Below are 23,958 nucleotides of genomic sequence, written 5' to 3' on the forward strand. Positions count from 1 at the left end.
GCCATGATTACCTAGTCCAAACCAGCGAAAAAGCGGCTAGCATCGCAGTCAGTTTCAATAATTTTTTGAAAATGAGGCCGGCATGGTGCGGTTCGAGGATCTGAGGATATTCATGGCGGCGGCGGACCAAGGCAGCTTTTCCGCCGCCGCGCGCGAGCTGGACCTGACGCCAGCGGTCGCCAGCGCCGCGCTCAAGCGACTCGAGCAGGTTCTGGACGCGCGTCTCTTCGTGCGCACGACGCGCAGCCTCAGGCTGACGAGCGACGGCGCACGCTATCTGGAGCATGCCCGCGCGGCGCTGTCGGCGCTGGACGCGGGCAGGAACGCCGTGGCGCGCAACAAGACGGAAATCTCCGGCACGCTGTCCTTGTCGATCCCGTCCGACCTGGGCCGGCACGTGTTGCTGCCATGGCTGGATGAGTTCCAGGAACGGCATCCACGCGTCAACTTCCAGGTGCGCATCAGCGACCGCCTGGCCGACCTGTACCGGCAGCCGGTGGATCTTGCGGTGCGTTATGGCACTCCGAACGACTCTGGACTGGTGGCCCTGCCGCTATCCGAGCACAACCGCCGCGTGGTGTGCGCCTCGCCCGCATACCTTGCGCGCCATGGCGTGCCGCAGGTGCCCGATGACCTGCGCCGCCACAACTGCCTGTCCTTCGTGCTGGGCGAAACCCTGCACGACCGCTGGGCCTTCCGGCACGAAGGCGCAGCGCTCACCATACCGGTCAAGGGCGACCGCGTCGGCGATGACGGCGAACTCGTGCGCCGTTGGGCCCTGGCTGGCCATGGCCTGGCCTATAAGTCGCGCTTTGACGTGCTGGCCGACCTGCGGGCGGGCAGGCTCATCGAAGTCCTGGCCGACTACACCAGCGAACCGTCGCCGCTATACCTGCTGTGCGTGCACCGCATGCTGCTGTCGCCGGCGGTAAAGCGGCTGCGCGAGTTCCTGCACGAACGCTTCAAGGCGTTCGAGGCGGGCTAGCCGGCCTTTGTGCGCTTCAATGCGCGTGGCTGGCCCGTTGGTTTGCCGCGCGCGTGCGGGCGGCTTTCTTCGCGGCTGCGGAACGGCCCGCGGCGCCCTTGGTGGCGGCAGCCTTCTTGGCCGCGGCCGAGCGGGCGGCGGCGCTGCGCTTGGAGGCCGATGCGCTGGCCTGCCGCGACAACGCGGTGCGTGTAGCGGGCTTGGCGCTTTCCTTCTTCAGGGCGGTGGTGGTGGCCTTGGCGCGTGTGGCGGACTTGGCATGCCCATCATGGGCTGCGTCGCTGTCCTGCTTTGCGCGGCGCTTGGTCGCCGCGCTGGCCTTCTTCGGCGCGGGCAGGGCCACGCCGGCGCGGCGCGCCTTGGACAGTCCGATCGCGATGGCCTGCTTGGTGGATCTCACGCCATGCTTGCCTTCGCGTACGTGTTCGATTTCCTCGCGCACGAATTCTCCGGCCTGCGTGGATGCGGATTTTCCTTGCCGTTTGTCGCGCGCCGCTCGTTCCAGGGTTTTTCGTTCAGGCATGACGACACCTCCTTGCTTGCGTTGCGAAAACGCGCTCCGCCGCGCCGAGGCCGGTGCGACGGAACTCGTAACACCACTCTAGCGCCGTGGGCGTATGCTGTGTGTTCGAATGGATTGCCGGTCGTAAGCGCCGGAACACCGCCGCCAGACCGACGATGCACGACTCACCCCCTTAGCGGAGACGAGCTATGTCGAATCATGTCTACAAGCAAATCGAACTGGTGGGTTCATCCACCAAGTCCACCGACGACGCCATCAGCCAGGCCATCGCGCGCGCTTCCGAGACGCTGCGCAACCTCGATTGGTTCGAAGTGACCGAAGTGCGCGGCCACATCAAGGACGGCAAGGTGGCGTACTGGCAGGTCGGCTTGAAGATAGGCATGCGGCTGGAAGGGAACGAGTGAGTCCGCTTGCTGCTTCTTTATTGAGCACCCCTTCCAAGTGATTGTCGGATAAGGATTTTTCCCGCTTGTTATCCGACTGTTCAGAGGCTTGTCCACATTCGGTGGGGACAAGCTTGCTTGCCTTGCGCCTGCCGTCATCGCGATCCGCGGAGGCATCGTGAACCCGCCGGCATTGAGCGTTTCTTGAGCGGCAGCTTCAAGTGCTTGGTGCATAAGGCTTTTTGCATGCTGCCCTCATACTGTCCTCAGGCTTATCCACATTTGGCGGGGACAACCTGGGCGCTTCGATACGGCATTTGAGCCATTCTTGACCACCCCTTGCAGGCGATTGATATGCAAGGGAATTTTCGACCTGCCCTCATACTGTCCTCATGCTTCTCCACAGAACGCGGGGACAAATCCACATTTCGGCGCAGCCGCCGCGCAAGTCCGCGCGGTCATCCTGGTTTCAGTGGATAAGTGCGTCAAAAATCATCCAAAAGGATGATTGCGCAATTTTTGACCGGCCCTCGCAAGTGCTTGGCGGGACAGGGGAATTTCACTATGCCCCAAGGCTGTCCTCAACCTTCTCCACAGTTGGCGGGGATAAGTGAATGCCCCCACGCCGCGCACGCTGCGCGTGCTTGCCGGCCCCCGAGGGGGCTGGCCCGCCTTGGGGCGGCCCGGCGGCGGGCCGCCGCTCGAGCTGCGCTGGCTGCGCACAATGGCCGCCGCATTCTCCGGTCGAGGAAGGATGCGGGATTCATGGGAGGTCGCACGCAAAAAAAAGCCCCCCGACGTATCGGGGGGCTGGATCGCCCGGAGGTAGACGGGCGATCTCTGCCGGCCGGGAGGAGCCCGCGCCGGCAGCGGCGGCGATCAGGGGTTGAACTTCTTGATCCAGTCCACGTAGCGGTCCACCCAGCCTTGCAGGAACTTGCGGGTGCCTTCGTTGGTGATGTTGTACTGGTCGTCGACCAGGCCTTCGGTGTATTGCAGGAAGACTTCCGGCGTGGTCAGGGCGTTGGCGCCCTCGGCGGCCAGGATGTTGCGTAGGTGCTGCTGCATCAACGCGGTGCCGGCGGCGCTGGGCGAAGTGCCGACGATGCCGACGGCCTTGCCGGTCCAGGAGTTCTGGCCCCAGGGACGCGAACCCCAGTCGATGGCGTTCTTGATGGCGGCGGGCACGGAGCGGTTGTGCTCGGGCGATACGAACAGGATGCCCTGGGCGTCGGCGATCTGCTGCTTGAGCTTGGCGGCGGGGGCGGGCAGGTTGTTCTCGTTGTCCTGGTTGTAGAGCGGCACGTCGCCCAGGCTCACGTATTCGAACTTGAAGTCCGCGGGCACCAGCTTTTCCAGCGCGCGGGCCAGCCGCAGGTTGAACGAGGCAGCGCGCAGGCTTCCGACGAAAACGGCAATCTTGTAGGTGCTCATGGGGCGCAGGCTCCAAGGGGTGGACGGGATTGTCAGTGTAGACCTGTACGCAAGCCCGCTCAATCACGATCGCGGATATGTTTATTCATGATCATGACGCGCTGATGTCGGCGGCGCGCGGGTTGGCGCGTCAGCTCATCAGGCTGACATGGGCAGCGACTACGCGCCATCCTTCAGGCGTGCGCATCCAGGTTTGGCTTTGCCGGCCGATGCGGTCGCTGCCGTCGCGCTGGAATTCCAGATTGGCCGTTGCGAAATCCTGGCCATAGGTGGTGACGACCGCGCGCAATACGCGCCGGGCCAGCCCTTGCGGTGAACGCGCCGCGCGGAAGGCGCGGATGGCATCGTAGCCGTAGAGATTTTCGCCCGCGCCATAGCGCAGCGTGTGAGGGCTGTTCCAGAACAGCGCATCCAGAACCTCCACCTGGTTGTTCACCAGGGCGGTTTCGTAGCGGTCCAGGGCGGCGGTGACTTCCGCCACGACGTCGGGCAGATTGATATCCATGCGTGCTGCTCCAGTTGGCACCGTTATGGTGCGAAATCTAGGGGTAATCACCAATATGGTGTGTCCTGCGGTGCGGCGGCTCCGTCCCGTGAGCGGCGGTTTCTCGACCTCGTCGGGAGGAGCGCGGCGTGGCGATCCTGGCATGCCGCTTGCTAGGGTAAATACTGCATAGATGCTGCATAACAAGCTGCGCGCCGTCCCAGGAGTTCCGCCATGTCCAGTTCCGCCGTTTCCGCCCCGGTCACCATGTTGGTCACCCGGCACATCACCCCCGAACGCTATGGCGATTTCCTGTCCTGGATGCGCCAGGGGGAAATCCTCGCGGCAGGTTTCCCGGGCTTTCTCGGGTCTGGCGTGCTGCAACCCGCGGAAGGCGGCGACCAGTACCAGATCGTCCTGCGTTTTGCCGACGCGGCCAGCCTCGCCCGCTGGGAAAACTCCCTGCCGCGGCGCATGTGGCTGGAACGCGGCGCGTCGCTGGTGCGCGCCAGCCACGAGCGCCGCGTCAGCGGCACGGACGACTGGTTCGCGCCCAGGACCAGCGCGCCGCCGCGCTGGAAGCAGGCCGTCAGCATCTGGCTGGCCTACTTTCCGGTGCTGCTCGTTTTCTCCGTGTTGGCTAGCGAACCGCTGAGCCTCTTGCCGGTTTTCTGGCGTGTGCTGATCACCAGCGTAGCGCTCACGCCGGTGATGGTGTTCATCTGCATGCCCCTGGTGGCGCGCATGCTGCATCGCTGGCTGCGGGCGGGCTGAAGCAGGCAGGCGCGGCCGGTTCAGGCCGCGCGCGCGCCGCGGGAGGAATACAGCCGGTGCAGCGTGATCTTGCGCACCGCGGCCTGGCTGCCCTGGATATGCGCGTGCAGCAGCGCCACCGAGCGCGCCGCATCGCCGGCCAGCGCGGCTTCGAGTATGGCCGCGTGCTCTTCGTAGGTCTTGCCGATGCGCTCGGGCAGGGTAAAGTCCAGCCGCCGCACGATGCGGATGCGTTCGGTGGCTGCGCGGTGCACACGGGCGATCTCCGGATTGCCAGCGGCGGTCACCAGGTCGATGTGAAAGCGCTCGTCCAGATTCGCCAGCCGCTCGCAGTCGCCCGAACGTTCGCTTGGGTCCACCAGCCAGATATCGGCCAGCGGGCGCAGCGCGCGCTGCCGCTCGGCGGCGCTGGCCGATGCGCACAGCGATTGCACCGCGGCCGCTTCCAGCACGCTGCGCAGCTCGTAGAAGTGGTCCAGCGTGTTGAAGTCCAGCGGCTTGACCAGCCAGCCATTGCGTTGCCGCACCTCCAGATAGCCTTCCCGCTCCAGGCGGAACAGGGCCTCGCGCACGGGCGTGCGGCTGACCTGCAGGCGGTCGGCGATCTCGGTTTCGGTGAAGCGGTCGCCCGGCGCCAGCCGGAAGTCCAGGATGTCGCGCTTCAGCGTGCCGTAGGCGGTGTCGGCGAGCGTGCGCGGTATGTCGATGACGGCGAAGGCGGTTTCCATGTGGTGGCCTCGGAGCGGTGGTTCAAAGGGGGCGCAGGCGGGCAATGCCGGCCTGCTGCAGCGCGTGCGCGGCGCGCAGGCAATCGGCTTCGCGCCATGGCGCGCCGATCAACTGCACGCCCAGCGGCAGGTGATCGTCCTGTCCGGTTTCGGGCCAGACCGGCGCGGCGCAGACGGGCAGGCCGACGCATGACACCGGCTGCGTCAGGAGCCCCATGCTGGCGCGCGCCGGCAGCCGCTGGCCGGCCAACGTCAGCCAGTCCGAACCGATGGGCGTGGCCGGCACTGGCGTGGCAGGGGCGATCAGCACGTCGTAGTGTTCGAACAGCGTCAGCGCTTGGCGATAGACGCGGTGGCGGATGCGCTGCGCCTGCTGCGCCCAGGCCGCGGGCACGAGGCTGCCTGCGACCAGCCGGTCGCGCGACAGCGGTTCGTAGTAGTCGTAGTGCGTGACGAGCCTGCGGCGATGCAGGGCGCCGCCTTCCGCCGCCGTGATGACGAAGGCCGCGGCGCGAGCTTGGGCGGCTCCCGTCAGTTCGACCACGGCCGTGGCGTCCAGCGCACGCGCCGCGATCTCGACGGCGCGGCGGGCCTGCGGTCCGGCCCATTCCGAAAAGTAGCCGCCCAGCACCGCCACCCGCAGTCCGCGCATGCCCGCGTTCAGCGCCGGCAACGCGGCTTCGGCGGGACGTCCGGCGCAGGCCACGTCCTCGGCGTCCGCGCCCTGCAGCGCGTCGTAGGCGGCGGCAAGGTCGCTGGCGCTGGCCGCGAACGGTCCCAGATGGTCGAGGCTGCCGACGAACGGAAATGAGCCGGCGCGCGACAAGCGGCCGAAGGTAGGTTTCAGGCCGAACACGCCGCACAGCGATGCCGGCACGCGGATCGAACCGTTGGTGTCCGAGCCCAGCGTCAGCGGCACCAGGCCGCCCGCGACCGCGGCGGCGCTGCCGCCGGAGGAGCCGCCGGCGATGCGGGTGGTGTCGTGCGGGTTGCGGCAGGCGCCGTAGTGGCTGTTTTCCGTGGTGAAGCCGTAGGCGTGTTCGTCCATGTTCAGTGCGCCGACCAGCACCGCGCCGGCCTCGCGCATGCGCTCGACCAGCCTGGCGTCGCGCCGCGCGGGCGGGTTGGAGGCGTTGACCCGCGCGCCGGCCAGGGTGACTTCGTCGGCGATGTCGAACAGGTTCTTGACCGCATACGGCACACCCGCCAGCGGCGGCAGCGGCTCGCCGCGGGCGCGGCGCGCGTCGATGGCCGCCGCTTCCTGCCGCGCCCGGCTTTCGGTGACGGCGGTAAAGCAGTTGTAGCGCGCGTCGCGTTCGCGCACGCGCGCCAGCGTGGCGTCCAGCACGGCCATGGCGCTGCGTTCGCCGGCGCGGACCTGGCGCGCGATATCCTGCGCGGGGCCGCTCACGGACGGAACACCGCGGCCGATTCCAGCTCCACGGCCAGCGGCTCGTCGACGAAGCCGGCCGCGATGTCCTGGATGCGCGCGAATTGCTGCGCGACGTCGGCCACCGTCTGCTCGCGCAAGGCATAGCCGGCCAGCGCCAGGGCGCTGCGTACGTATTGGTCGATGGTTTCCTGGGTCATGGCGGACTCTCCGGTACGGGTGATTTACTTGCGCACTTCGCGCTGGAAGATTTCCAGGCTGAGTTTCTTCATTTCGATGAAGCTGGGCTCTGATAGCGTCGCCACCGTGCGCGGACGCGCGTCGCGGTAATCCAGGATCTCTGCGACCCGGGTGGGCCGCTTGGTCAGCAGCAGCACCTGGTCGGCCAGGTACACGGCTTCCTCCAGGTCGTGCGACACCAGCAGCATGGTGGTGCCGGTCTGCATGAAGACCTCCTGCAGCTTTTCGCGGATGAACAGCGTCATCTCGAAGTCCAGGGCGGAGAAGGGTTCGTCCAGGAACAGCACCTCGGGGCCAGGCGCCAGCGCGCGCATGATCGATGCGGTCTGCTGCTGGCCGCCGGACAGTTCGTAGGGGTAGCGGTTCAGGTCGAACTTGACGTCGAACGAGGCCACCAGCTCTGCGACTCGCGCATCCACCTCGGCCTTGCTGCGGCCTTCCAGGCGCAGCGGATAGGCGATGTTGTCGATGGTGCGCAGCCACGGGAACATGGCTTCGCGGTAGTTCTGGAAGACGTAGCCGATCTTGGTCTGCGCCAGCGACTTGCCGTCGAACAGGATCTCGCCCGAGTCGATGGGAATCAGGCCCGCGATCATGTTGATCAGCGTGGACTTGCCGCAGCCGTTGGGGCCGAAGACGGAGACGATCTTGCCCTTGGGAATGTCCAGGTTGAAGTCCTCGTACAACGGCCAGCCGGCGAAGTACTTGGTCAGCCCGCGTATGGTGATGTGGGTGCCCAGCGGACCGGGCTCGAACGGGGCGGCGGCGGGGCCGGGGGCGATGATGGGATTGAGGACGGTGGACATCAGCGGCCGCTCCAGTGGACCACGCGCTTTTCCAGCACGAGAAAAAGTATGTTCAACACATAGCCGAGCGCGCCGGCGGCAAGAATGGCCGCGTACATGTCGCGCACGTTCAGCACCTGCTGCGCGTTGATGATGCGATTGCCCAGGCCGCTGTCCGAACCGATGAACATCTCGGCCACGATCACGATGACCAGCGCCATCGACACGCCGCTGCGCAGGCCCACGAAGGTGGGCTGCAGGCTTTCCCAGATCAGCACGTCCTTGAAGATGCGCCAGCGCGACGCGCCCATCACGCGCGCCGCCATGACCCGCTGCTTGCGGGCGTTGATGACGCCATAGGCGCTGTTGAACAGGATCACCAGCACCGCCGCGAAGGCAGCAATGGCGATCTTGTTCATGTCGGTAACGCCGAAGATCATCAGGAACAGCGGGATCAGCGCGGAAGAGGGCGTGGAGCGGAAGAAGTCGATCAGAAACTCCACGCTGCGATACGCCTTTTCGTTGCTGCCCAGCAGCACGCCCAGCGGCACGCCGATCACGCCCGCGATGAGGAAGGCCTGCAGTGTGCGGTTCAGCGACGCCAGGAAGTCCGCCAGCAGCGGGCCGCCCGCCATGCCCTTGACCAGCGCCGCAAGCGCCGCGCTGGGCGTGGGCAGCAGCACGGGGCTGACCAGTTGCAGGCGCACCACCAGGTCCCACACCACGAAGAGCGCCAGCGGGCCGATCAGCGGCAGCAGGCGGCTTGTGTCGAATTTGCGTGGGGGCCGCGCTGTCGCGGCCGGGCCGGCCGTGGTTGTTGCAGTGGTTGCGGTCATGGCTCAGCCCTTGTAGAGCATGGTCGAGACGTCGACCTTCTGGGCGAAGACGCCCTTGTCGGCGAACAGGTCGAAGAACTTCTGGAAGTGCTGGATATCGCCGGGCGTGAACTCGTTGTAGAGGGTGTAGGCGGCCAGCGGCACTTCCTCGGTCATCGGACCTTCGATGGCGGTGTAGCCCTTCAGGTAGGGACGCGCCTCTTCCGGCTTGCTGCGGATCAGTTCGATGCCGCGCGCATAGGCGGCGATGAATTTCCTGCTTTCCTCGGGATGCTTCTTCAGGAAGGCGGTGGTCAGCGATGCCGACCCGCCGAACCACGGCGCCATCGGATCGCCCAGCACGTACTTGGAGATGACGCCGGACTCCAGCACGCGGGTGGTGCCATTCAGCCTGCCTACCGTGCCCGTGGGCTCCAGCGTGTAGCAGGCGTCCAACTGGCCGGCGGCGACCGCGGCGACGTGCTGGCTTATCGCCAGCTCGACCACGGTCGCCCCGGTTGCGCCGGCGCGCTCCAGCACTGCTTTGGCCAGCGTGGCGTTCTGGATGCCGGGTCCAGATCCGACCTTTTTCCCCTTGAGGTCTGCGATGGATTTGATGGGACTGTCTTTCGCGACGATGAACTCGTCCAGCACGTGCTTGGCGTTGCTGGGATTGGACGCAAAAATCTTGAACAGGCCGGGCGAAGCGATCTCGCCGATGGCCAGATTGGCCGAGCCGGTGCCGTTGGCGCTGCCGTCCGCGCGGCCGGCCAGCATGGCTTCCATGACCTGCTGCGCGCCCGCGAATTTCAGCGGCTCGACGTTCAGCCCGGCCTCCTTGAAATAGCCTTTTTCCAGCGCCGCGTAGAACGGCAGGCCGGCCGCCACGGGCCAGAAGCCGATGCGGATCACGGGTCCCGCTTGCGCCCGAACCAGCGCCGGCGCGGCCAGCGTCGCGGCGCCCAGCGCGGCGCCCTGGATCAGCCGGCGGCGGGTGGCGTTGAAGGCATGGGGCGCGTTGCGGTAGATCATGGAGGAACTCCTGGTGTGCAAGGAAAGTGGCGCTTGTAGACAAGCTGGCATACCAGGCATCAAGCAAGAGCCGTGCCAACTTCTTCCGGGGCGGCATGCGCCCAGTGCGCCTGGCGGGCCGGCCTCGCGCTGGTGCCTCGCCTGAACCACATTGGTGCACGGCGCACCAATGAAGGGGACGTAACCGGCCTCCGTGTCGCGCTGCGCGCGATGGCGGTAGCATGTGGGCGGATCGGAGCGTGCCGCTCCGGACTTGTGAACCCTTGCGCGACGCCTGGCCGCGTCATACCGAGATGAATACGCGTTTTGTCGAAGCCTTTCTGTGGTCGGCGCGCCTGGGCAGTTTCCGGGCGGCGAGCGACCGCCTGCACATCACCCAGGCCGCCGTGGCCAATCGCATCGCCTCGCTGGAAGAGGACATAGGCGCGCGCCTGTTCGAGCGCGACGCCAAGGAGCTCAGGCTGACGGCCACCGGCACCCGGCTGCTGGACTATGGCGAACGGCTGCTGGAGATCCGCCAGCAGATCCTGTCGCTGGGCAAGGGCGGCGACGAGGTCTTCGGCCTGGTGCGTATCGGCGCCATCGAAACCGTGGTGCACACCTGGCTGATCGGCTTCCTGACCAATCTGCGCTCCACCTACCCGGGCATCGAGGTCCAGCTCACCTCCGAGACCACGCGCGCGCTGCACCGCGGCCTGCGCGAAGGCGCGCTGGACATCGCGCTGCAGACGGACCTGCTGAACGATAGCGGCATCATCAGCAACGCCTGCCTGCCCATGGAGATGGGCTGGGTCGGGCCGGCCGGCGACGAGGAGGCGCTGAGCGCGCAGCAACTGCTGAGCGAACCGGTGCTGACCATGAGCCCGGGATCGCAGCCTCACGAAGCACTCAAGGCGCTGTACCGCGAAGTCGGCATGCCGCAAGGCAAGGTGCACTGCGTCAGCTCGATCTCCGCGCTGGCGCGGCTGGTGCGCAGCGGCTTTGGCCGGGCGCTGGTGCCGCTGCCGCCCATCTACGAATACGTGGCGCGCGGCGAGGTACAGATCATCCGCTGCGACATTCCGGTGCCGCCCCAGCTGCTGGTGGTGAGCTATCTGGAAAGCGCCGGCTCGGACGCGATCCGGCTGGTGGCCGAACTTGCCAGCCGCGCGTCGGACCAGTTCACGTCCTCGGTCTCTGCGCCGCGATTGGGTTCGGCGCAATAGTGTTATCCCTAGGGCGTCTTTCAGTAATTTTATTGCCGCGCAGAAGAATTACTCGTTTGTCCCGGGGCATCCGGCCGGCTGAAGATGGAGCCTTCCGTAATCGAAGGAATTTCCTGTCTTCCGCCCATGAGCACGCACACCGAATCCTCCCTCCCGCCGCACGGCCTGCTGTTCGTCGCCACTGACGCCGACCCCGCCCACGAAGCCGATTTCAACCGCTGGTACGACCGCGAGCACGTGGAAGAGCGCGTGCGCATTCCCGGCTTCCTGTCGGGCGCGCGCTACCTGTCGCGGGAAGGCGGCCGCAAGTATCTGGGCCTGTACCGCACCGAATCGCTGGCCGCCTTCACCACGGCGGACTATCGCAAGGCGTTCGAGCGCCAGACCGTATGGTCGGTGACCAACCTGGACCGCATGCGCGACCCGATGCGCCGCGTGTGCGCCGTGCGGGCCGTGACGGGCTTTGGCTCCGGCAGCGAGATCGCGGTCCTGCCTCTGCCGGCGACGAATGACAGCGAAGCGCTGGTGGCCCGGGCGCAGGCGCTGGGCGCTGAACTGGCGCAGGCGGACGGCTTCGTGCAGTCCTATCTGCTGGTGCCGGACGCGGGGCTCAGCACGCCGCTGCCGCGCGAGTCCGCCGACAACCGCGTGCTGGCGCCGCTGTTCGTGGTGGAAGCGAGTTCCGCAGCCGCCGCGCGCGTCCTGCGCGATCGGGCTTGCAGCGCATTCGATACCGATCCGTCACAGGCCTGGCTGCTGGAACTGGGCTGGAAACTGACGGCAGCCGACCTGCGCTGAGCCCATCGCGGCCAGTCATCAAACATCCAATTCAAGGGGAATCCCATGGCTGAAGAAACGCTATATGGCGCCGCGCCGGTGAAGACCGCGGCCGCGCCCAACAAGATGCGCAGGCTGGCCCTGGCCAGCTCGGTCGGCACCACGCTGGAGTGGTACGACTTCACCATCTACAACCTGATGGCGGCGTTGGTCTTCAATTCCATCTTCTTTCCGTCCTTCGACCCGCTGACGGGCACCATCCTGGCCTTCTCCACCTATGCCGTGGGCTATGTGTCTCGGCCGCTGGGCGGCTTCGTCTTCGGCCATCTGGGCGACCGGCTGGGGCGCAAGTTTGTCCTGGTCGCCACCCTGGTCATCATGGGCGTGTCCACCGGCCTGATGGGGCTGTTGCCGACCTACGCGTCCTGGGGTGTATGGGCGCCCGTGGCGCTGGTGGCCTTGCGCTTCGTGCAGGGCGTGGCCCTGGGCGGCGAATGGGCCGGCGCGGTGCTGCTGTCGATGGAGCACGGCAAGCCCGACCAGCGCGGGCGCAACGCCTCCTTCACGCAGATCGGTCCGTCCTGCGGCACGCTGATAGGCACGGGCTTCATCGCCGTGGTCTCGGCCTTTCTGAGCCCCGAGGACTTCCAGGCCTGGGGCTGGCGCGTGCCCTTCGTCTCCAGCGTGGCGCTGGTGCTGTTCGGCCTGTGGCTGCGCCGCGGCGTGGAGGAGACGCCCGTGTTCCTGGAAATGGAACAGAAGCGTGAAACCGCCGCCACGCCCATCAAGGAAGTGCTGGGCCAGTACTGGCGGCAGTTGCTGGTCGCGGGCGGCTCGCGCATCGGCTCCGACGTGCTCTATGCGCTGGTGGTCGTGTTCACGCTGACCTACGTCACCACGGTGCTGCACCTGTCGCGGCCCATGGCGCTCACCGCAACCATGCTGGGCGCCGCGCTGAATGCGATTGCGGTGCCGTTGTGCGGGCATCTGTCAGACAAGATCGGCCGCCGTCCGGTGTACCTGGCGGGCGCGGTGCTGGGCATGATCTGGGCCTTCGTTTTCTTCGTGCTGATGGACACCGCGCATCCCATCGCCATCTGCGCGGCCGTCGTGGTGGGCCTGCTGATCCACGCGCTGATGTACGGCCCGCAGGCCGCCTTCATCACCGAGCAGTTCCCGGGCCGCGTGCGCTATGCGGGTTCCTCGCTGGCCTACACGCTGGCCGGCATCGTCGGCGGCGGCTTCGCGCCGCTGATCATCGCCAGCCTGTTCAAGTCCTGGAATTCGACCTTCGCCATATCGCTGTACGTGGCGGCGGCGCTGGTCGTGACGGCGGTGGCGGTGCTGGCCGCCAGGGAAACGGCCAAGTCTCCGTTGCAGCGCTGAGGCGCGGCGCATGCCTGTCGCCGTCCGGCCTCGCGGCCGGGCGGCGACAGGCCATTCAGGCGATGCTGCGATTGGCCAGCGGCTCGCCGGCCAGCCAGCGGTTGAGGTTGTCGACGAACAGGGCCCGCACGCGCGCGGCATTGCCGTCCGAGAACCCGGCGCTGTGCGGCGTGACGATGACGTTGGGCAGGTCCCACAGCGCGGAATCCGGCGGTAGCGGCTCGTGCTGGAACACGTCCAGGAAGGCGCCGCCCAGGCGGCCGGCACGCAGCGCCGCGATCAGTTCGGGCTCATCGATCACGTGGCCGCGGGCCACGTTGACCACCATCGCATGCGCGGGCAGCGCGGCGAGCGCATCGCGGCCGATCAGGTTGCGCGTGGCGGACGTGAGCGGGCAGGCCAATACCAGCCAGTCGGCCGCGGGCAGCAGGGACGGCAGTTCGCCGTAACCCACGGTGTGGCGGGCCTGCGGCACGGGCGCGCCGCTATGGCGCGCGACCGATATCTTCAGGCCGAGCGCGGCCAGCAGCGCGCCGATACGCTGTCCTATCCCGCCCCATCCCACCACCACGGCATGCTGGCCGGCCAGGTCCCTGGGCGTGCGCTCGTCCAGCAGCGGCCGCCAGGCGCGGTCGCGCTGATCGGCGGCCAGCAGCGGCAGGCGGCGCGCCAGCGCCAGCACGCCGGCGACGGCGCTCTGTGCCACCACCGGGTCGCTGGCGCCTTGCGAGGTCGTGACCGCGACGCCACGCTCGTGCAGACGCTGGTAGATCTCGCGGTCGGCGCCGGCCGAGTGCACATGCACCCAGCGCAGCGCCGGCGCGTTCCGCATGGCCTCGTAGTACAGGGCGGTCGATGGCTGGATCTCGAACTTGGTCGAATGCCCCGTGATGTCGCGCGAGACGAACGCAGTCTCGGCCATCATGGGCTGGTCCGCAACGGGGTGGACCAGCGCATAGCGGCCCGCTGCCGGGCTGCGGTCCAGCGCCAGGCGCAGCGGCGCGGCTTCGGCGGGCGAGCACAGGATGCGGATGTCGGAGCCTTGCGTCATGGCGGCGGGTTCAATGGGCTTCGGGGGCGAACTTGCGCACCAGCAGCGCCCACTTGTCATGTTCGCGCTTGATGAAGGCGCCGAATTGCGCGGGCGTGCCGCCTACCGGTTCGGCGCCTTCGCGCAGCATCTGTTCATTGAGCCCCGGCAGTGCCGCGTTGACCTCGCGGTTGACGACGTCCACCACCTGCTGCGGCGTGCCCTTGGGCGCGAAGAAGCCGAACCAGGAACCCGCGTCAAACCCGGGGTAGCCGGATTCGGCGATGGTGGGCAGCTCGGGCAGGGTGGCGGAACGCTGCGACGTGCTGACCGCCAGCGCGCGCAGCTTGCCGGAACGGATGTGCCCGATCACGGAAGGGATGGTGGCGAACATGAAGTCGATGCGCCCGGCCAGCAGGTCGTTGACCGCGTCCGCGCCCTTGTACGGCACGTGCGTGGCGTTGACGCCCAGCTCGTCCATCAGCATGTAGCTGGACAGGTGGGAGGACGTGCCGACTCCAGTGGAGCTGTAGTTGAGCTGGCGCGCGGTCTTGACGTACTTCAGGAATCCCTGGATGTCCTTGGCGGGCGAAGCCGGCGGCACTACCAGCACGTTGGGCACCGTGGCGATCTGCACCATGGGCACCAGATCAGTCAGCGGGCTATAGGGCAGCTTGTTCAGCGAGGGGTTGACGGCGATGGGCCCCACGGAGTTGACGATGAGCGTGTGGCCGTCGGCCGCCGCGCGCACGACGTATTCCGTGCCGATGTTGCCGCCCGCGCCCGGTTTGTTCTCGACCACGAAAGGCTGGCCCAGCTTTTGGGTCAGGGTATTGGTGACGCTGCGGGTGAGGGTGTCGGTGGTGCCGCCGGGCGAGAACGCCACGATGACCTTCACCGGCCGGTCGGGATAGTCCGCGGCCGCGGGCGGCGCCAGCGTACAGGCGCCAGCCAGCGCTGCGGAAGCGAGCAGGGCTCGTGCAGTGTTCATGATGTCTCCTCGCGTGGGCGTAGTGGTGTTTTCGATGGCGCCGTGCCGCCACGCCGGCCGGCGCCTGTTGAACCGAAAAACTCAGTCGCGGTAGCTCGGGTCCTGCCGGTCCAGCTTGCGCAGCAAGGCGGGCCACTCCATCACTCCATAGGGCCGGCGCGTGCCGGGCTGGTAGTTGTTCCAGGTTTCCTGCAAAACCGGCGCGGCCACGGCCTGCAGCGGCGATCCCGTCGCCATGGCCGCCAGCTGCGAACGGCAGGCCAGTTCCAGGCGGTGCATCCAGTTGAAGGCTTCGCCCACGCTGCGTCCCACGGTAAGGGCGCCGTGGTTGCGCAGGATGAGCGCTTCGCCCTGGCCCAGGTCGGCCAGCAGCGAGGCCTGTTCCTCGACGCCCAGCACAACGCCCTGGTAGTCGTGATAGCCGATCTTCAGGAAGCGCATGGCGGTCTGGGTCAGCGGCAGCAGCCCGCATTCCAGCGAGGACACGGCCATCGAGGCCCAGCTGTGGGTGTGGATCACGCAGTCCACTTCGTGGCGATGGGCGTGGACCGCGCTGTGGATGACATAGCCGGCCTTGTTGATGCCGTAGTCCAATTCGCCGAAGTCGGGCCGGGCCAGGATGGTGCCGTCCAGGTCCACCTTGATCAGGCTGGACGCCGTGATCTCCTCGTACATCATGCCGTAGGGGTTGATCAGGAAGGCGTTGTCTTCGCCGGGCACGCGCGCCGAGATGTGGTTGGCCATCATGTCGGCCATGCCGTAGATCTCGACCAGGCGGTAGCAGGCCGCCAGGTCGACGCGCGCTTTCCATTCCGCCTCGGTGCAATGCGGACGCATCGAGGCAATGCGCAGGCGTCCCCCGGCGTGAGTGTCAGTGGTCATCGGAATTCGTGAAGCTCCATTGCCGCCGCACCATGCCGCGGCATCCATGCCTGGCAATTTATCGGCGGGATGGGGGCGGGCCTAGCCCCGGCCCAGGCATGGGGGCATCACGAATCGAGAAGGGTTGCCCCCGGCCAGCCGCCGTTGCGCACCAGGGCGCGCATCACGTCCAGCAGCACCACCCGCGCGGCCAGTGCCGCCGGCGAAAGTTCCTCGTCGTTGATGCAATACACCAGGTTGCGGCGGAACAGGAAGGGATCGTCGATGGGGTGCATGCTCAGCAGTCCGGACTCCACCCGGGCCACCGCCGCGCCGGGCTGGATGGTGGCCAGCGCGTTGGCCTGCACCAGATCCATCAGCGTGGTCAGGCCGTCGACCTCGACGCCGATCCAGGGTTCGACGCCGGCCCGTTCGAAGGCGGCCTCGACCCAGGCCCGCAGACCGTGGGCCTTGCTGGTCACGGCTTGCGGCAGGCTGCCCAGTTGCGCCATGGTGATGGGCTCGCCGTCGGGCAGGGCGACCATGCCGCGGCGCGCCAGCAGGAACAGCCGTTCGTCCAGCACCGGGATGGCGCTGCGGCCCTGGCTGCTGTCGTTCTGGAACAGCACGGCCAGGTCGAGGCGCCGCCCCGTCAGCAGTTCGCCCAGGTTGCCCGACAAGCCCTCGACCAGATGCAGCCGCACGTTCGGATAGCGTTCGGCCATGGCCGCGTAGAAGGGCCTGGCCAGCACCGATGCGGTGGTCGGTGCGAAGCCGACGCTGACCATGCCGGCCAGCCGCGCCTCGCGCGCGGCCGTCACTGCGTTTTCCGCGTGCCGCAAGGTCAGTTGCGCCTGCCGCAGGAATGCCGTGCCCGCCGGCGTCGGCACCACGCCAGTGGGCGTGCGCACCAGCAGCCGCGTGGCCAGCTCGCTTTCCAGACGGCTGATCTGCTGGCTGAGCGCCGAGGCGACCACTTCCAGCTCGCGCGCGGCGCGGCCGATGCTGCCCAGTTCAGCGACGCGGACGAAGTAGCGGAGTTGGCGGAGTTCCATGGCGCATGACGGGAGGGGAGTAGGGGATAGTAGTCGCAGCGGCGTGCGCATGCGGCCTTGCCGCCTCCGGGAAAACGGGGCTGGCGGTTCAAAGAAATGTCAGGTATCTGACTTTATTCTGAATGACAAACGAAAATTGTTTACACTCTCATCCTCAAAATTCGAGGTTGAGCGGACCGCCGTGGGGGCGGGTGCCGTTCGAGTTACGGGAGAAAGTCGATGCGCAAGTTGCTGTTGGGAGCGGTTTTGGCCGCTGCGGTGTTCGGGGGGACGGCCCAGGCTGCGGCCGAGCCCAAGGCCGTGGTCGCCACGTATTCGGATCTGGCGCTGGCTGGCTACGAAGACTCGCTGACTTCCGCCCGGGCCCTGCGCACCGCCATCGACGCCCTGATCGCCAAGCCCAGCGCCGACACGCTGAAGGCCGCGCGCGAGGCCTGGCTGGCGGCGCGCGTGCCTTACCAGCAGACCGAGGCCTACCGCTTCGGCAACCCCATCGTCGACGACTGGGAAGGCCGCGTGAACGCCTGGCCGCTGGACGAAGGCCTGATCGACTACGTCGACGCGTCCTATGGCACGGAAAATGACGAGAACGCCTACTACGCGGTCAACGTCATCGCCAATTCCAAGATCTCGGTGGGCGGCAAGACCGTCGACGTCAGCAAGATCACGCCCCAGCTGCTGTCTGAAGTGCTGCACGAAGCCGACGGCAACGAAGCCAACGTGGCCACGGGCTACCACGCCATCGAATTCCTGCTGTGGGGCCAGGACCTGAACGGCACCGGCCCCGCGCCCGCCGACCGCAAGGGCACGCCGCAGGAACGCCACGCCGGCAACCGTCCGCACACCGATTTCGATCCCAAGCAGTGCACGGGCGGCCATTGCGAGCGCCGCGTGCAGTTCCTGAAGGCCGTGACCGACCTGCTGGTGACGGACCTGGAAGAGATGGTCGGCAACTGGAAGAAGGACGGCGCCGCGCGCAAGGCCGTCGAAGAAGATCCCAAGGCGGGCCTGATCGCCATGCTGACCGGGCTGGGCAGCCTGTCCTACGGCGAGCTGGCCGGCGAACGCATGAAGCTGGGCCTGATGCTGCATGATCCCGAAGAAGAGCATGACTGCTTCTCGGACAACACGCACAACTCGCACTATTACGACCAGATCGGCATCCGCAACGTCTACCTGGGCAGCTACACCCGTATCGACGGCAAGACCGTCTCGGGCGCCAGCCTGTCGGAACTGGTGAAGGCCCGCGATCCCAAGCTGGACGCCGAAGTGCGCGCCAAGCTGGACGCCACCGTGGCCGCCATGCAGGCGATGAAGACGCGCGCCGAAACGGTCGAAACCTACGACCAGATGATTTCGGACGGCAACAAGGAAGGCAATGCCGTGGTGCAGGCCGCCATCGACCGCCTGGTCGACCAGACCCGCAGCCTGGAGCGCGTGATCGCCTTGCTGGACCTGGGCAAGGTCGCCATCGAAGGTTCCGACAGCCTGGACAAACCTGACGCCGTATTCAAGTGAAACTCGTTTTAGCCGCCGTACTGGCGGCGTCGGCGCATGCCGGCGCCGCCGCCGCTCCGACCGGGCGTGACGACCTCACGCCCGAAGACCTGAAGCGCGTGACCGCCATCACCGCGCCCACGCGCGATTTCTCGAAGGTCGAGACCTTCGAGACCATGCAGGCGGGCGCCGCCACCACCAACAAGCTCATCAACGCCGACATTTTTTCGCAGCCGTCGGCCAACATGAGCTTTGAGGGGCGCCAGGAATTCCAGGTCGGCAACGGCCTGTTCCGCAAGGACTGGGTCTCGGCGCCGGCTTCCACGCAAGCCTCGGACGGCCTGGGGCCGCTGTTCAATGCGCGTTCCTGCCAGGCCTGTCATACCAAGGACGGACGCGGCACGGTGCCGGGCTTCGATCCTTTGGAACGTACCGACGCGGTGGCGCTGTTGCTGCGCCTGGCGGTGCCGCAGGGCGCCGATCGCGGTCACCCCAAGCTCGCGCCGGGCGAGATCGCGGCCTTGCCCGAACCCGTTTACGGTGTGCAGCTGCAGAACTTCGCGGTCGCGGGCCTGCCCGCCGAAGGCCGCATGGAGATCGAGTACCAGCCGGTCCCGGTCGCGCTCAACGGCGGTGAAACCGTCACGCTGATGAAGCCCGCCTACCGCATCGAGAATCTCGGCTATGGCCCGATGCGCGCGGACACGCAGATCTCGCCGCGCCTCGCGCCACCCATGATCGGCCTGGGTCTGCTGGAATCCATCCACCAAGCCGACATCCTGGCCAACGTGGGCGCGGACAAGCGCGACGGCATCGTCGGCAAGGCCAACTGGGTCACCGACGTGCGCACCGGCGCGCGTGTGCTGGGGCGCTTCAACCTGAAGGCCGGCCAACCCACGGTCGAGCAGCAGAGCGCCGCGGCGTTTTCCAACGACATGGGGCTGTCCACGCCCTTGTTTCCCCAGCATTCCGGCGACTGCACGCCCTCGCAGAAGCAGTGCCTCGACATGCCGCACGGCGCGCAGCCGCGCTTCGGCCCCGAGGAAGTGCCGGCAAAGCTGATGGACTTCGTCACCATCTATTCCACCAACCTTGCCGTGCCGCAGCGCCGAGACGCCGACGATGCGCGGGTGTTGGCCGGCAAGAAGCTGTTTTACGAAGCCAATTGCGTCGCCTGCCACGTGCCCAAGTACGTCACCAGCCGCAACGCCAAGCAGCCCGAGCACCGCTTCCAGCTGATCTGGCCCTACACCGACATGCTGGTGCACGACATGGGCGACGATCTGGCCGACGGCGTGTCGGACGGCCTGGCCAACGGCCGCGAATGGCGCACGCCGCCGCTGTGGGGCATAGGCCTGACCAAGACCGTGAACCCCAATGCCACCTGGCTGCATGACGGACGCGCGCGCACCTTGCTGGAGGCCGTGCTGTGGCATGGCGGCGAGGCCAAGCCCGCGCGCGACCGCGTGGTGGCAATGACGCCGGAAGAACGCGCCGATCTCATCCGTTTCCTGGAGTCGCTGTGATGGCTGCAATAGCCCCGCGTGTATTGAAACTGGCCGCGGCTGCGGCGCTGGGCGGCATCACGTCCTGGGCCGCGCAGGCCGCGCCGCCCGCGGATCTTGGCGAGCGTCTGGCGCGCGATTACGCGCGGCCGGCGGTAGCGAAAATGGCGGACGCGGCCTCGGCGCTGGACGGCGCCTTGGGCGGATGGTGCGCGCAGCCCGGCGCGGCCAGCGCGGCGCGCGTCAAGCAGGCGTTCGAGGACCTGGCGCTGGCCTGGTCGGGCGTCGAGTTCCTGCGCTTTGGCCCTCTGGTGCAGGCCAACCGCTACGAACGCCTGGCCTTCTGGCCCGATACGCGCGGCGTGATGCCGAAGCAGGTGCAGGCGCTGATCGCCGCGCAGGACGGCGCCTTGCTCGTGCCCGGCGCCCTGGCGGGACGCAGCGTGGCCGTGCAGGGCCTGCCCGCGTTGGAATACGTGCTGTACGGCGAGCCGGCCTTGCTGCGGCAGGATGGCGGGCAGGTCGACGCCTACGCCTGCGATTACGCCCGGGCGGTGGCCGCCAACGTCAGGCAGATCACGCGCGATGTAGCCCAGGCCTGGAGCGCCGAGGGCGATTTCGGCCGGCAGTTCGCGCAACCCAAGGCGGGCAACGACCTGTACCGCGATCAACAGGAAATCGCGGCCGAGGCCATGAAGTCCCTATCCACCGGGCTGCAGTTTGCGCGCGACGTGAAGATCCTGCCTGTGCTGGGCGATACGCCGGAAGCAGCGCGGCCCAAGCGCGCTGCATTCTGGCGCAGCCAGTTGTCCACGCGCCTGCTGGCGGCCAATCTGGACGGGCTGCAGGCTTTCTATCAGGCGGGGGCCTATGCGCTGCCCAAGGGCGACGCCTGGATGGCCGAGTCCGTGCGCGGTGAACTGGCGAGCGCGGCGCGCGTGCTGCTGGACGTGCCGCAGCCGCTGGAGCAGGCGCTGGCGCAGGAAGAAGGGCGCCAACAACTGACTTTGGCGGCGTTGACCCTCAAGAACGCCAAGGCCATCGTTGACGAGAATCTGGCGCCGGCCCTGGGCGTCACGATCGGCTTCAATGCGCTCGATGGTGATTGACCGGCGCCGCTTCCTGTCGCTCGCGGCCGCGCTGGGCCTGGCCCCGGCGGCTGCGTTGGCGGCTGCGCCCAAGGACGGCGATGTCCTGTACCTGAGCGCGCGCAAGCGCGGCGGGTGCGACGAAACCGCGCTGCTGGATGAAGCGGGACACGATCGGCTGGTGGTGCCGATGCCCGCGCGCGGCCACAGCTTCGCCATCGATGCCGCGGGGGAACGCGCGGTCGTCTTCGGCCGCCAGCCGGGCTTCTTCGCGCTGGCGTTTTCGCTGCGCGGGGGCGAGCCCCAGGCCTTGCCCATGCACGAAGAGCGCCACTTCTTCGGCCATGGCGCCTACGTGGACGGCGGCCGGCTGCTGGCCGCCACCGAGAACGATTTTGTAGCGGGCCGGGGCGTGCTGGGCCTGTACGATGCCTCGCCCGGCGGCGCGTACCGCCGCATCGGCGAATTCGACAGCGGCGGCATCGGTCCGCACGAGGTCGTGCTGATGCCCGACGGCAAGACGCTATGCGTCGCCAATGGCGGCATCCTCACGCATCCCGACTACGGCAAGCTGGAACTCAACCTGGACACGATGCGGCCCTCGCTGGCCTATATCGACGCGGCCAGCGGCGAGCTGCTGGAGAGAGTGGAGCTGGAGCCCGCTTTGCATCGCCTGTCCATCCGCCACCTCGCGCTGACTGCCGACGGCTGCGTCTGGTTCGGCTGCCAGTACATGGGTCCGGCCGCGGACCGGCCGGCGCTGGTGGGTCGGCACAGGCGCGGCGCGCAGCTGGAACTGTTCGAAGGGCCGGCGCCAGCCTTGCGCCAGATGCGCAACTACGTCGGCTCGGTGGCCGTGGATACCGCGGGCGGCGTGGTCGCGACGTCCAGCCCGGTAGGCGGACAGGTGATCTACTGGGACGCGGCCAGCGGCCGTTGCCTGGGCACGACCGAACTGGCCGACGGCTGCGGCGTGGCGCCGGCCGCCGGAGACGGCTTCCTGCTGAGCAGCGGCCTGGGAGCGATGCTGCGCATCGACGCGTCCGGCAAGGAGCAGCCCGTGCTGGCGCCGTCGCGCGAGGTGTCCTGGGACAATCATTTCCGCAAGATCCCGGCGCGGGTCTGATCCCGTTTGCTTACAAAGCTTGACACAACGGGGCCGCGATGCGGCCCTTATCGCAAGCGCCATCTGATAAAGTTTTCGGCTGCTTTTTTCAGGCCGCCAGGCGCCCGTTGCCGGGACGCTGCGCGGCCTCAACTTTTCCGCAGGAGTATCCATGGAAGAAGCCTTGAAAGAATTTAACGCCTGGGCTCCCAAGCTGGTCGACCTGGGCCTCAATCTGGCGGTTGCGCTGCTGATCCTCATCATCGGCTGGTGGGTGTCGTCCCTGCTGGGCAGCTGGGTGCGCCGCGCCGCGACGCGTTCCAAGAAGATCGATCCCACCATCGTGCCCATGTTCTACAGCACGGTGGTCTGGACGGTGCGCATCTTCACCGTGATTGCGGTGCTGGCGCGTTTCGGGGTGCAGACGGCCAGCCTGATCGCGGTGCTGGGCGCCGCCGGCCTGGCCGTGGGTCTGGCCTTGCAAGGCACGCTGCAGAATATCGCCGCCGGCATCATGCTGCTGATCCTGCGCCCGATACGCGCGGGCGAATACGTGGCGCTGAGCACCGGCGTGGACGGCACGGTGGAAGAGGTCGGTCTCTTCCTGACGCGCCTGATCCAGGTCGACGGCATTCATCTGACCCTGCCCAACAGCACGGTGTGGAACGCCACCATCACCAACTACAGCCGCAACAAGACGCGTCGCCTGGATATCCCGGTGCCGGTGCGCTATGGCGACAACCTGGAAGTCGTGGTGGCCAAGCTGCGCGCGATCGTCGATGCGCGTCCGGAAACGCTGAAGGATCCTGAACCGCTGGTGAAGGTGGTCGACTACAAGGAAAACGGCGTCGTCGTGAACGTGCGGGTATGGACCGAGTCTGCCAAGTACTGGGACCTGCGCTGGGGCCTGTACCAGGACATCCGCAAGTCGCTGGAAGATGCGGGCTTCCAGCCGCCGATCCCCATGCGCGAGATCCAGAACGCCAAGCCGGGCGCCGCGGCCTGAAGCAGGCCGGGTCTGCACTGGAATGACAATGGGCGCCCGATGGGCGCCCATTTTTTTGCTGGCGGCAGCAGACCTCAGGCCTGCATCGACAGGCGCGCGAGTTCGTTCTTGATCCAGCCGGCGATTTCGCGCTGGCGTTGCGCAGGCATGCGGTCGATGATGGCCGTGACGCTGACCGCCAGGATCGGCGCGCCCTGGGCATCCAGCAGCGCGCAGCCCACGCCCAGCGCGCCGCGCACCGCGTGGTTGCCCACCACGGAATAGCCGCGGGCGCGGGTGTTTTCGATCAGGCGGTACATCTCTTGCGGTGTCATGCCGCCATATTCGTCCAGCCGGCCCGAGTTGCGCTCGACGATGCCGCGCGCAACGTCGTCGGGCAGGGCGGCCAGCAGGGCCATGCCGCCCGACCCCACGCCCAGCGGCTGGCGCTTGCCGGCGTAGGTGGCCAGGATCTGCACCGGATAGCTGCCGATCTCGCGATGCAGGCTTATGGAATCGTCATCTTCGCGCACGACCAGGAAGACCGCGTCGCCAGTGCGGTCGGCCAGGCGCCGCAGCACGGGCAGCAACTGGCGCACGCGCGGATCGCGCGAGCGCGTGTCCGGGTCCACCGCCAGCTGGGCGCGGTATTTCTTGGTGCCGGTCACGGCCAGCACCAGTCCGGCGTCCAGCAAGGCGGCCAGCAGACGGTAGATGGTGGGGCGCTGTATGCCCGTGAGGCGGGCGATATCGGTCACGCTCAGGCCATCGGGACCCTGGTCGCGCAGGGCGGCCAGGACGGCCAGCCCGCGCCGCAATGTGCGTGGACCCGCGGCCGCGGCGTCGCTATCTTGCATGAAAATCTCTGAAAACTCGGGTTATTACGGAATATTCAAGGGA

General features: G+C 67.4%; 25 protein-coding genes. 11 read left to right on the forward strand and 14 right to left on the reverse strand.

The features are described 5' to 3' along the window. Positions 1-82: 82 nt before the first annotated feature. Positions 83-985 carry a LysR family transcriptional regulator gene (locus tag IAG39_RS10130; protein ID WP_118934129.1) on the forward strand — a complete coding sequence of 301 codons (903 nt, stop codon included), beginning with the start codon at positions 83-85 and terminating at the stop codon, positions 983-985. Between the two features lie 16 nt (positions 986-1,001). Here IAG39_RS10130 and IAG39_RS10135 read toward each other — a convergent pair whose 3' ends face one another. Continuing rightward, on the reverse strand, positions 1,002-1,508 hold the full coding sequence (locus IAG39_RS10135; RefSeq protein ID WP_059371970.1) for a DUF6496 domain-containing protein: 507 nt from the start codon (positions 1,506-1,508) through the stop codon (positions 1,002-1,004). Positions 1,509-1,696: 188 nt separating this feature from the next. Between IAG39_RS10135 and IAG39_RS10140 the strand changes: the two genes are divergently transcribed. Then, the gene (locus tag IAG39_RS10140) at positions 1,697-1,912 is read left to right on the forward strand and encodes a dodecin (RefSeq protein WP_042794506.1); all 216 of its coding nucleotides are present in this window, start codon (positions 1,697-1,699) and stop codon (positions 1,910-1,912) included. Between the two features lie 858 nt (positions 1,913-2,770). Here the strand turns inward: IAG39_RS10140 and IAG39_RS10145 are convergent. Beyond that, positions 2,771-3,325, reverse strand: coding sequence for an NADPH-dependent FMN reductase (locus IAG39_RS10145; protein ID WP_059371972.1), 555 nt, complete (start codon positions 3,323-3,325; stop codon positions 2,771-2,773). A gap of 130 nt (positions 3,326-3,455) precedes the next feature. Next, on the reverse strand, positions 3,456-3,830 hold the full coding sequence (hpxZ, locus tag IAG39_RS10150) for an oxalurate catabolism protein HpxZ (protein WP_059371974.1): 375 nt from the start codon (positions 3,828-3,830) through the stop codon (positions 3,456-3,458). A gap of 213 nt (positions 3,831-4,043) precedes the next feature. On the opposite strand from hpxZ, the gene IAG39_RS10155 reads away from it, so the two are divergent. After that, positions 4,044-4,583 carry an antibiotic biosynthesis monooxygenase gene (locus tag IAG39_RS10155; protein ID WP_059371977.1) on the forward strand — a complete coding sequence of 180 codons (540 nt, stop codon included), beginning with the start codon at positions 4,044-4,046 and terminating at the stop codon, positions 4,581-4,583. A gap of 20 nt (positions 4,584-4,603) precedes the next feature. Here IAG39_RS10155 and IAG39_RS10160 read toward each other — a convergent pair whose 3' ends face one another. From IAG39_RS10160 to IAG39_RS10185, 6 genes are read right to left on the reverse strand one after another with little or no spacing between them, the layout of a single operon-like run. Continuing rightward, on the reverse strand, positions 4,604-5,311 hold the full coding sequence (locus IAG39_RS10160; RefSeq protein WP_118934130.1) for a GntR family transcriptional regulator: 708 nt from the start codon (positions 5,309-5,311) through the stop codon (positions 4,604-4,606). Positions 5,312-5,333: 22 nt separating this feature from the next. Beyond that, positions 5,334-6,722: an AtzE family amidohydrolase gene (locus IAG39_RS10165; protein WP_118934132.1), complete on the reverse strand. Its 1,389-nt coding sequence runs from the start codon at positions 6,720-6,722 to the stop codon at positions 5,334-5,336. Next, positions 6,719-6,901, reverse strand: a complete 183-nt coding sequence (locus IAG39_RS10170; RefSeq protein ID WP_059371982.1) for a DUF4089 domain-containing protein — start codon at positions 6,899-6,901, stop codon at positions 6,719-6,721. The genes IAG39_RS10165 and IAG39_RS10170 overlap by 4 nt, the downstream gene beginning before the upstream one ends. A 24-nt stretch (positions 6,902-6,925) precedes the next feature. Then, complete coding sequence (locus IAG39_RS10175) at positions 6,926-7,747, reverse strand: ABC transporter ATP-binding protein (protein ID WP_059371984.1); 822 nt, start codon at positions 7,745-7,747, stop codon at positions 6,926-6,928. Then, positions 7,747-8,562, reverse strand: a complete 816-nt coding sequence (locus tag IAG39_RS10180; protein ID WP_059371988.1) for an ABC transporter permease — start codon at positions 8,560-8,562, stop codon at positions 7,747-7,749. Before IAG39_RS10180 ends, IAG39_RS10175 begins: the two co-directional genes overlap by 1 nt. A gap of 3 nt (positions 8,563-8,565) precedes the next feature. After that, the gene (locus IAG39_RS10185) at positions 8,566-9,573 is read right to left on the reverse strand and encodes an ABC transporter substrate-binding protein (protein WP_059371990.1); all 1,008 of its coding nucleotides are present in this window, start codon (positions 9,571-9,573) and stop codon (positions 8,566-8,568) included. Positions 9,574-9,866: 293 nt separating this feature from the next. Between IAG39_RS10185 and IAG39_RS10190 the strand changes: the two genes are divergently transcribed. From IAG39_RS10190 to IAG39_RS10200, 3 genes are all read left to right on the forward strand, one after another. After that, complete coding sequence (locus IAG39_RS10190) at positions 9,867-10,778, forward strand: LysR family transcriptional regulator (RefSeq protein WP_118934161.1); 912 nt, start codon at positions 9,867-9,869, stop codon at positions 10,776-10,778. A 126-nt stretch (positions 10,779-10,904) separates the two neighbouring features. After that, positions 10,905-11,576, forward strand: a complete 672-nt coding sequence (locus IAG39_RS10195; RefSeq protein WP_118934134.1) for a DUF4286 family protein — start codon at positions 10,905-10,907, stop codon at positions 11,574-11,576. A 45-nt stretch (positions 11,577-11,621) separates the two neighbouring features. Further along, a complete protein-coding gene (locus tag IAG39_RS10200; protein WP_118934136.1) occupies positions 11,622-12,941 on the forward strand; it encodes an MFS transporter in 1,320 nt (439 codons plus the stop codon). Between the two features lie 55 nt (positions 12,942-12,996). On the opposite strand, the gene IAG39_RS10205 is transcribed toward IAG39_RS10200, so the two are convergent. The 4 genes from IAG39_RS10205 to IAG39_RS10220 form a co-directional block, all read right to left on the reverse strand. Continuing rightward, entirely contained in the window at positions 12,997-13,992 is a 996-nt protein-coding gene (locus IAG39_RS10205) for a D-2-hydroxyacid dehydrogenase (protein WP_118934138.1), read from the reverse strand. Between the two features lie 10 nt (positions 13,993-14,002). Further along, positions 14,003-14,962 (reverse strand): Bug family tripartite tricarboxylate transporter substrate binding protein, encoded by a 960-nt coding sequence (locus IAG39_RS10210; RefSeq protein WP_059371999.1) that lies wholly within the window; start codon positions 14,960-14,962, stop codon positions 14,003-14,005. 81 nt (positions 14,963-15,043) lie between these two features. After that, positions 15,044-15,844: a class II aldolase/adducin family protein gene (locus IAG39_RS10215; protein WP_223283329.1), complete on the reverse strand. Its 801-nt coding sequence runs from the start codon at positions 15,842-15,844 to the stop codon at positions 15,044-15,046. 107 nt (positions 15,845-15,951) lie between these two features. Then, positions 15,952-16,878 carry a LysR family transcriptional regulator gene (locus IAG39_RS10220; protein ID WP_118934140.1) on the reverse strand — a complete coding sequence of 309 codons (927 nt, stop codon included), beginning with the start codon at positions 16,876-16,878 and terminating at the stop codon, positions 15,952-15,954. Positions 16,879-17,097: 219 nt separating this feature from the next. On the opposite strand from IAG39_RS10220, the gene IAG39_RS10225 reads away from it, so the two are divergent. The 5 genes from IAG39_RS10225 (at position 17,098) to IAG39_RS10245 (ending at position 23,079) form a co-directional block, all read left to right on the forward strand. Continuing rightward, positions 17,098-18,396 carry an imelysin family protein gene (locus IAG39_RS10225; protein ID WP_059372005.1) on the forward strand — a complete coding sequence of 433 codons (1,299 nt, stop codon included), beginning with the start codon at positions 17,098-17,100 and terminating at the stop codon, positions 18,394-18,396. Further along, positions 18,393-19,901: a di-heme oxidoredictase family protein gene (locus IAG39_RS10230; RefSeq protein ID WP_118934142.1), complete on the forward strand. Its 1,509-nt coding sequence runs from the start codon at positions 18,393-18,395 to the stop codon at positions 19,899-19,901. Before IAG39_RS10225 ends, IAG39_RS10230 begins: the two co-directional genes overlap by 4 nt. Beyond that, entirely contained in the window at positions 19,901-20,989 is a 1,089-nt protein-coding gene (locus IAG39_RS10235; protein ID WP_118934144.1) for an imelysin family protein, read from the forward strand. Before IAG39_RS10230 ends, IAG39_RS10235 begins: the two co-directional genes overlap by 1 nt. Further along, complete coding sequence (locus tag IAG39_RS10240) at positions 20,979-22,094, forward strand: DUF1513 domain-containing protein (RefSeq protein ID WP_118934146.1); 1,116 nt, start codon at positions 20,979-20,981, stop codon at positions 22,092-22,094. The genes IAG39_RS10235 and IAG39_RS10240 overlap by 11 nt, the downstream gene beginning before the upstream one ends. A gap of 151 nt (positions 22,095-22,245) precedes the next feature. After that, positions 22,246-23,079, forward strand: a complete 834-nt coding sequence (locus IAG39_RS10245) for a mechanosensitive ion channel family protein (protein ID WP_054453202.1) — start codon at positions 22,246-22,248, stop codon at positions 23,077-23,079. Positions 23,080-23,153: 74 nt separating this feature from the next. On the opposite strand, the gene IAG39_RS10250 is transcribed toward IAG39_RS10245, so the two are convergent. Continuing rightward, positions 23,154-23,915 (reverse strand): IclR family transcriptional regulator, encoded by a 762-nt coding sequence (locus IAG39_RS10250; protein ID WP_059372016.1) that lies wholly within the window; start codon positions 23,913-23,915, stop codon positions 23,154-23,156. Between the last annotated feature and the right edge of the window lie 43 nt (positions 23,916-23,958).

Origin of the sequence: Achromobacter xylosoxidans, assembly GCF_014490035.1 — a bacterium.
GTDB classification, from domain to species: Bacteria; Pseudomonadota; Gammaproteobacteria; order Burkholderiales; family Burkholderiaceae_B; genus Achromobacter; species Achromobacter bronchisepticus_A.

Coding starts and splice junctions, on each gene's coding strand:
- IAG39_RS10220 (WP_118934140.1), bottom strand. CDS start 16,878: ATGGAACTCCGCCAACTCCGCTACTTCGTCCGCGTCGCTGAACTGGGC.
- hpxZ (WP_059371974.1), bottom strand. CDS start 3,830: ATGGATATCAATCTGCCCGACGTCGTGGCGGAAGTCACCGCCGCCCTG.
- IAG39_RS10155 (WP_059371977.1), top strand. CDS start 4,044: ATGTCCAGTTCCGCCGTTTCCGCCCCGGTCACCATGTTGGTCACCCGG.
- IAG39_RS10240 (WP_118934146.1), top strand. CDS start 20,979: ATGGTGATTGACCGGCGCCGCTTCCTGTCGCTCGCGGCCGCGCTGGGC.
- IAG39_RS10185 (WP_059371990.1), bottom strand. CDS start 9,573: ATGATCTACCGCAACGCGCCCCATGCCTTCAACGCCACCCGCCGCCGG.
- IAG39_RS10200 (WP_118934136.1), top strand. CDS start 11,622: ATGGCTGAAGAAACGCTATATGGCGCCGCGCCGGTGAAGACCGCGGCC.
- IAG39_RS10145 (WP_059371972.1), bottom strand. CDS start 3,325: ATGAGCACCTACAAGATTGCCGTTTTCGTCGGAAGCCTGCGCGCTGCC.
- IAG39_RS10170 (WP_059371982.1), bottom strand. CDS start 6,901: ATGACCCAGGAAACCATCGACCAATACGTACGCAGCGCCCTGGCGCTG.
- IAG39_RS10130 (WP_118934129.1), top strand. CDS start 83: ATGGTGCGGTTCGAGGATCTGAGGATATTCATGGCGGCGGCGGACCAA.
- IAG39_RS10205 (WP_118934138.1), bottom strand. CDS start 13,992: ATGACGCAAGGCTCCGACATCCGCATCCTGTGCTCGCCCGCCGAAGCC.
- IAG39_RS10210 (WP_059371999.1), bottom strand. CDS start 14,962: ATGAACACTGCACGAGCCCTGCTCGCTTCCGCAGCGCTGGCTGGCGCC.
- IAG39_RS10250 (WP_059372016.1), bottom strand. CDS start 23,915: ATGCAAGATAGCGACGCCGCGGCCGCGGGTCCACGCACATTGCGGCGC.
- IAG39_RS10140 (WP_042794506.1), top strand. CDS start 1,697: ATGTCGAATCATGTCTACAAGCAAATCGAACTGGTGGGTTCATCCACC.
- IAG39_RS10160 (WP_118934130.1), bottom strand. CDS start 5,311: ATGGAAACCGCCTTCGCCGTCATCGACATACCGCGCACGCTCGCCGAC.
- IAG39_RS10235 (WP_118934144.1), top strand. CDS start 19,901: ATGGCTGCAATAGCCCCGCGTGTATTGAAACTGGCCGCGGCTGCGGCG.
- IAG39_RS10190 (WP_118934161.1), top strand. CDS start 9,867: ATGAATACGCGTTTTGTCGAAGCCTTTCTGTGGTCGGCGCGCCTGGGC.
- IAG39_RS10195 (WP_118934134.1), top strand. CDS start 10,905: ATGAGCACGCACACCGAATCCTCCCTCCCGCCGCACGGCCTGCTGTTC.
- IAG39_RS10225 (WP_059372005.1), top strand. CDS start 17,098: ATGCGCAAGTTGCTGTTGGGAGCGGTTTTGGCCGCTGCGGTGTTCGGG.
- IAG39_RS10180 (WP_059371988.1), bottom strand. CDS start 8,562: ATGACCGCAACCACTGCAACAACCACGGCCGGCCCGGCCGCGACAGCG.
- IAG39_RS10245 (WP_054453202.1), top strand. CDS start 22,246: ATGGAAGAAGCCTTGAAAGAATTTAACGCCTGGGCTCCCAAGCTGGTC.
- IAG39_RS10135 (WP_059371970.1), bottom strand. CDS start 1,508: ATGCCTGAACGAAAAACCCTGGAACGAGCGGCGCGCGACAAACGGCAA.
- IAG39_RS10175 (WP_059371984.1), bottom strand. CDS start 7,747: ATGTCCACCGTCCTCAATCCCATCATCGCCCCCGGCCCCGCCGCCGCC.
- IAG39_RS10215 (WP_223283329.1), bottom strand. CDS start 15,844: ATGACCACTGACACTCACGCCGGGGGACGCCTGCGCATTGCCTCGATG.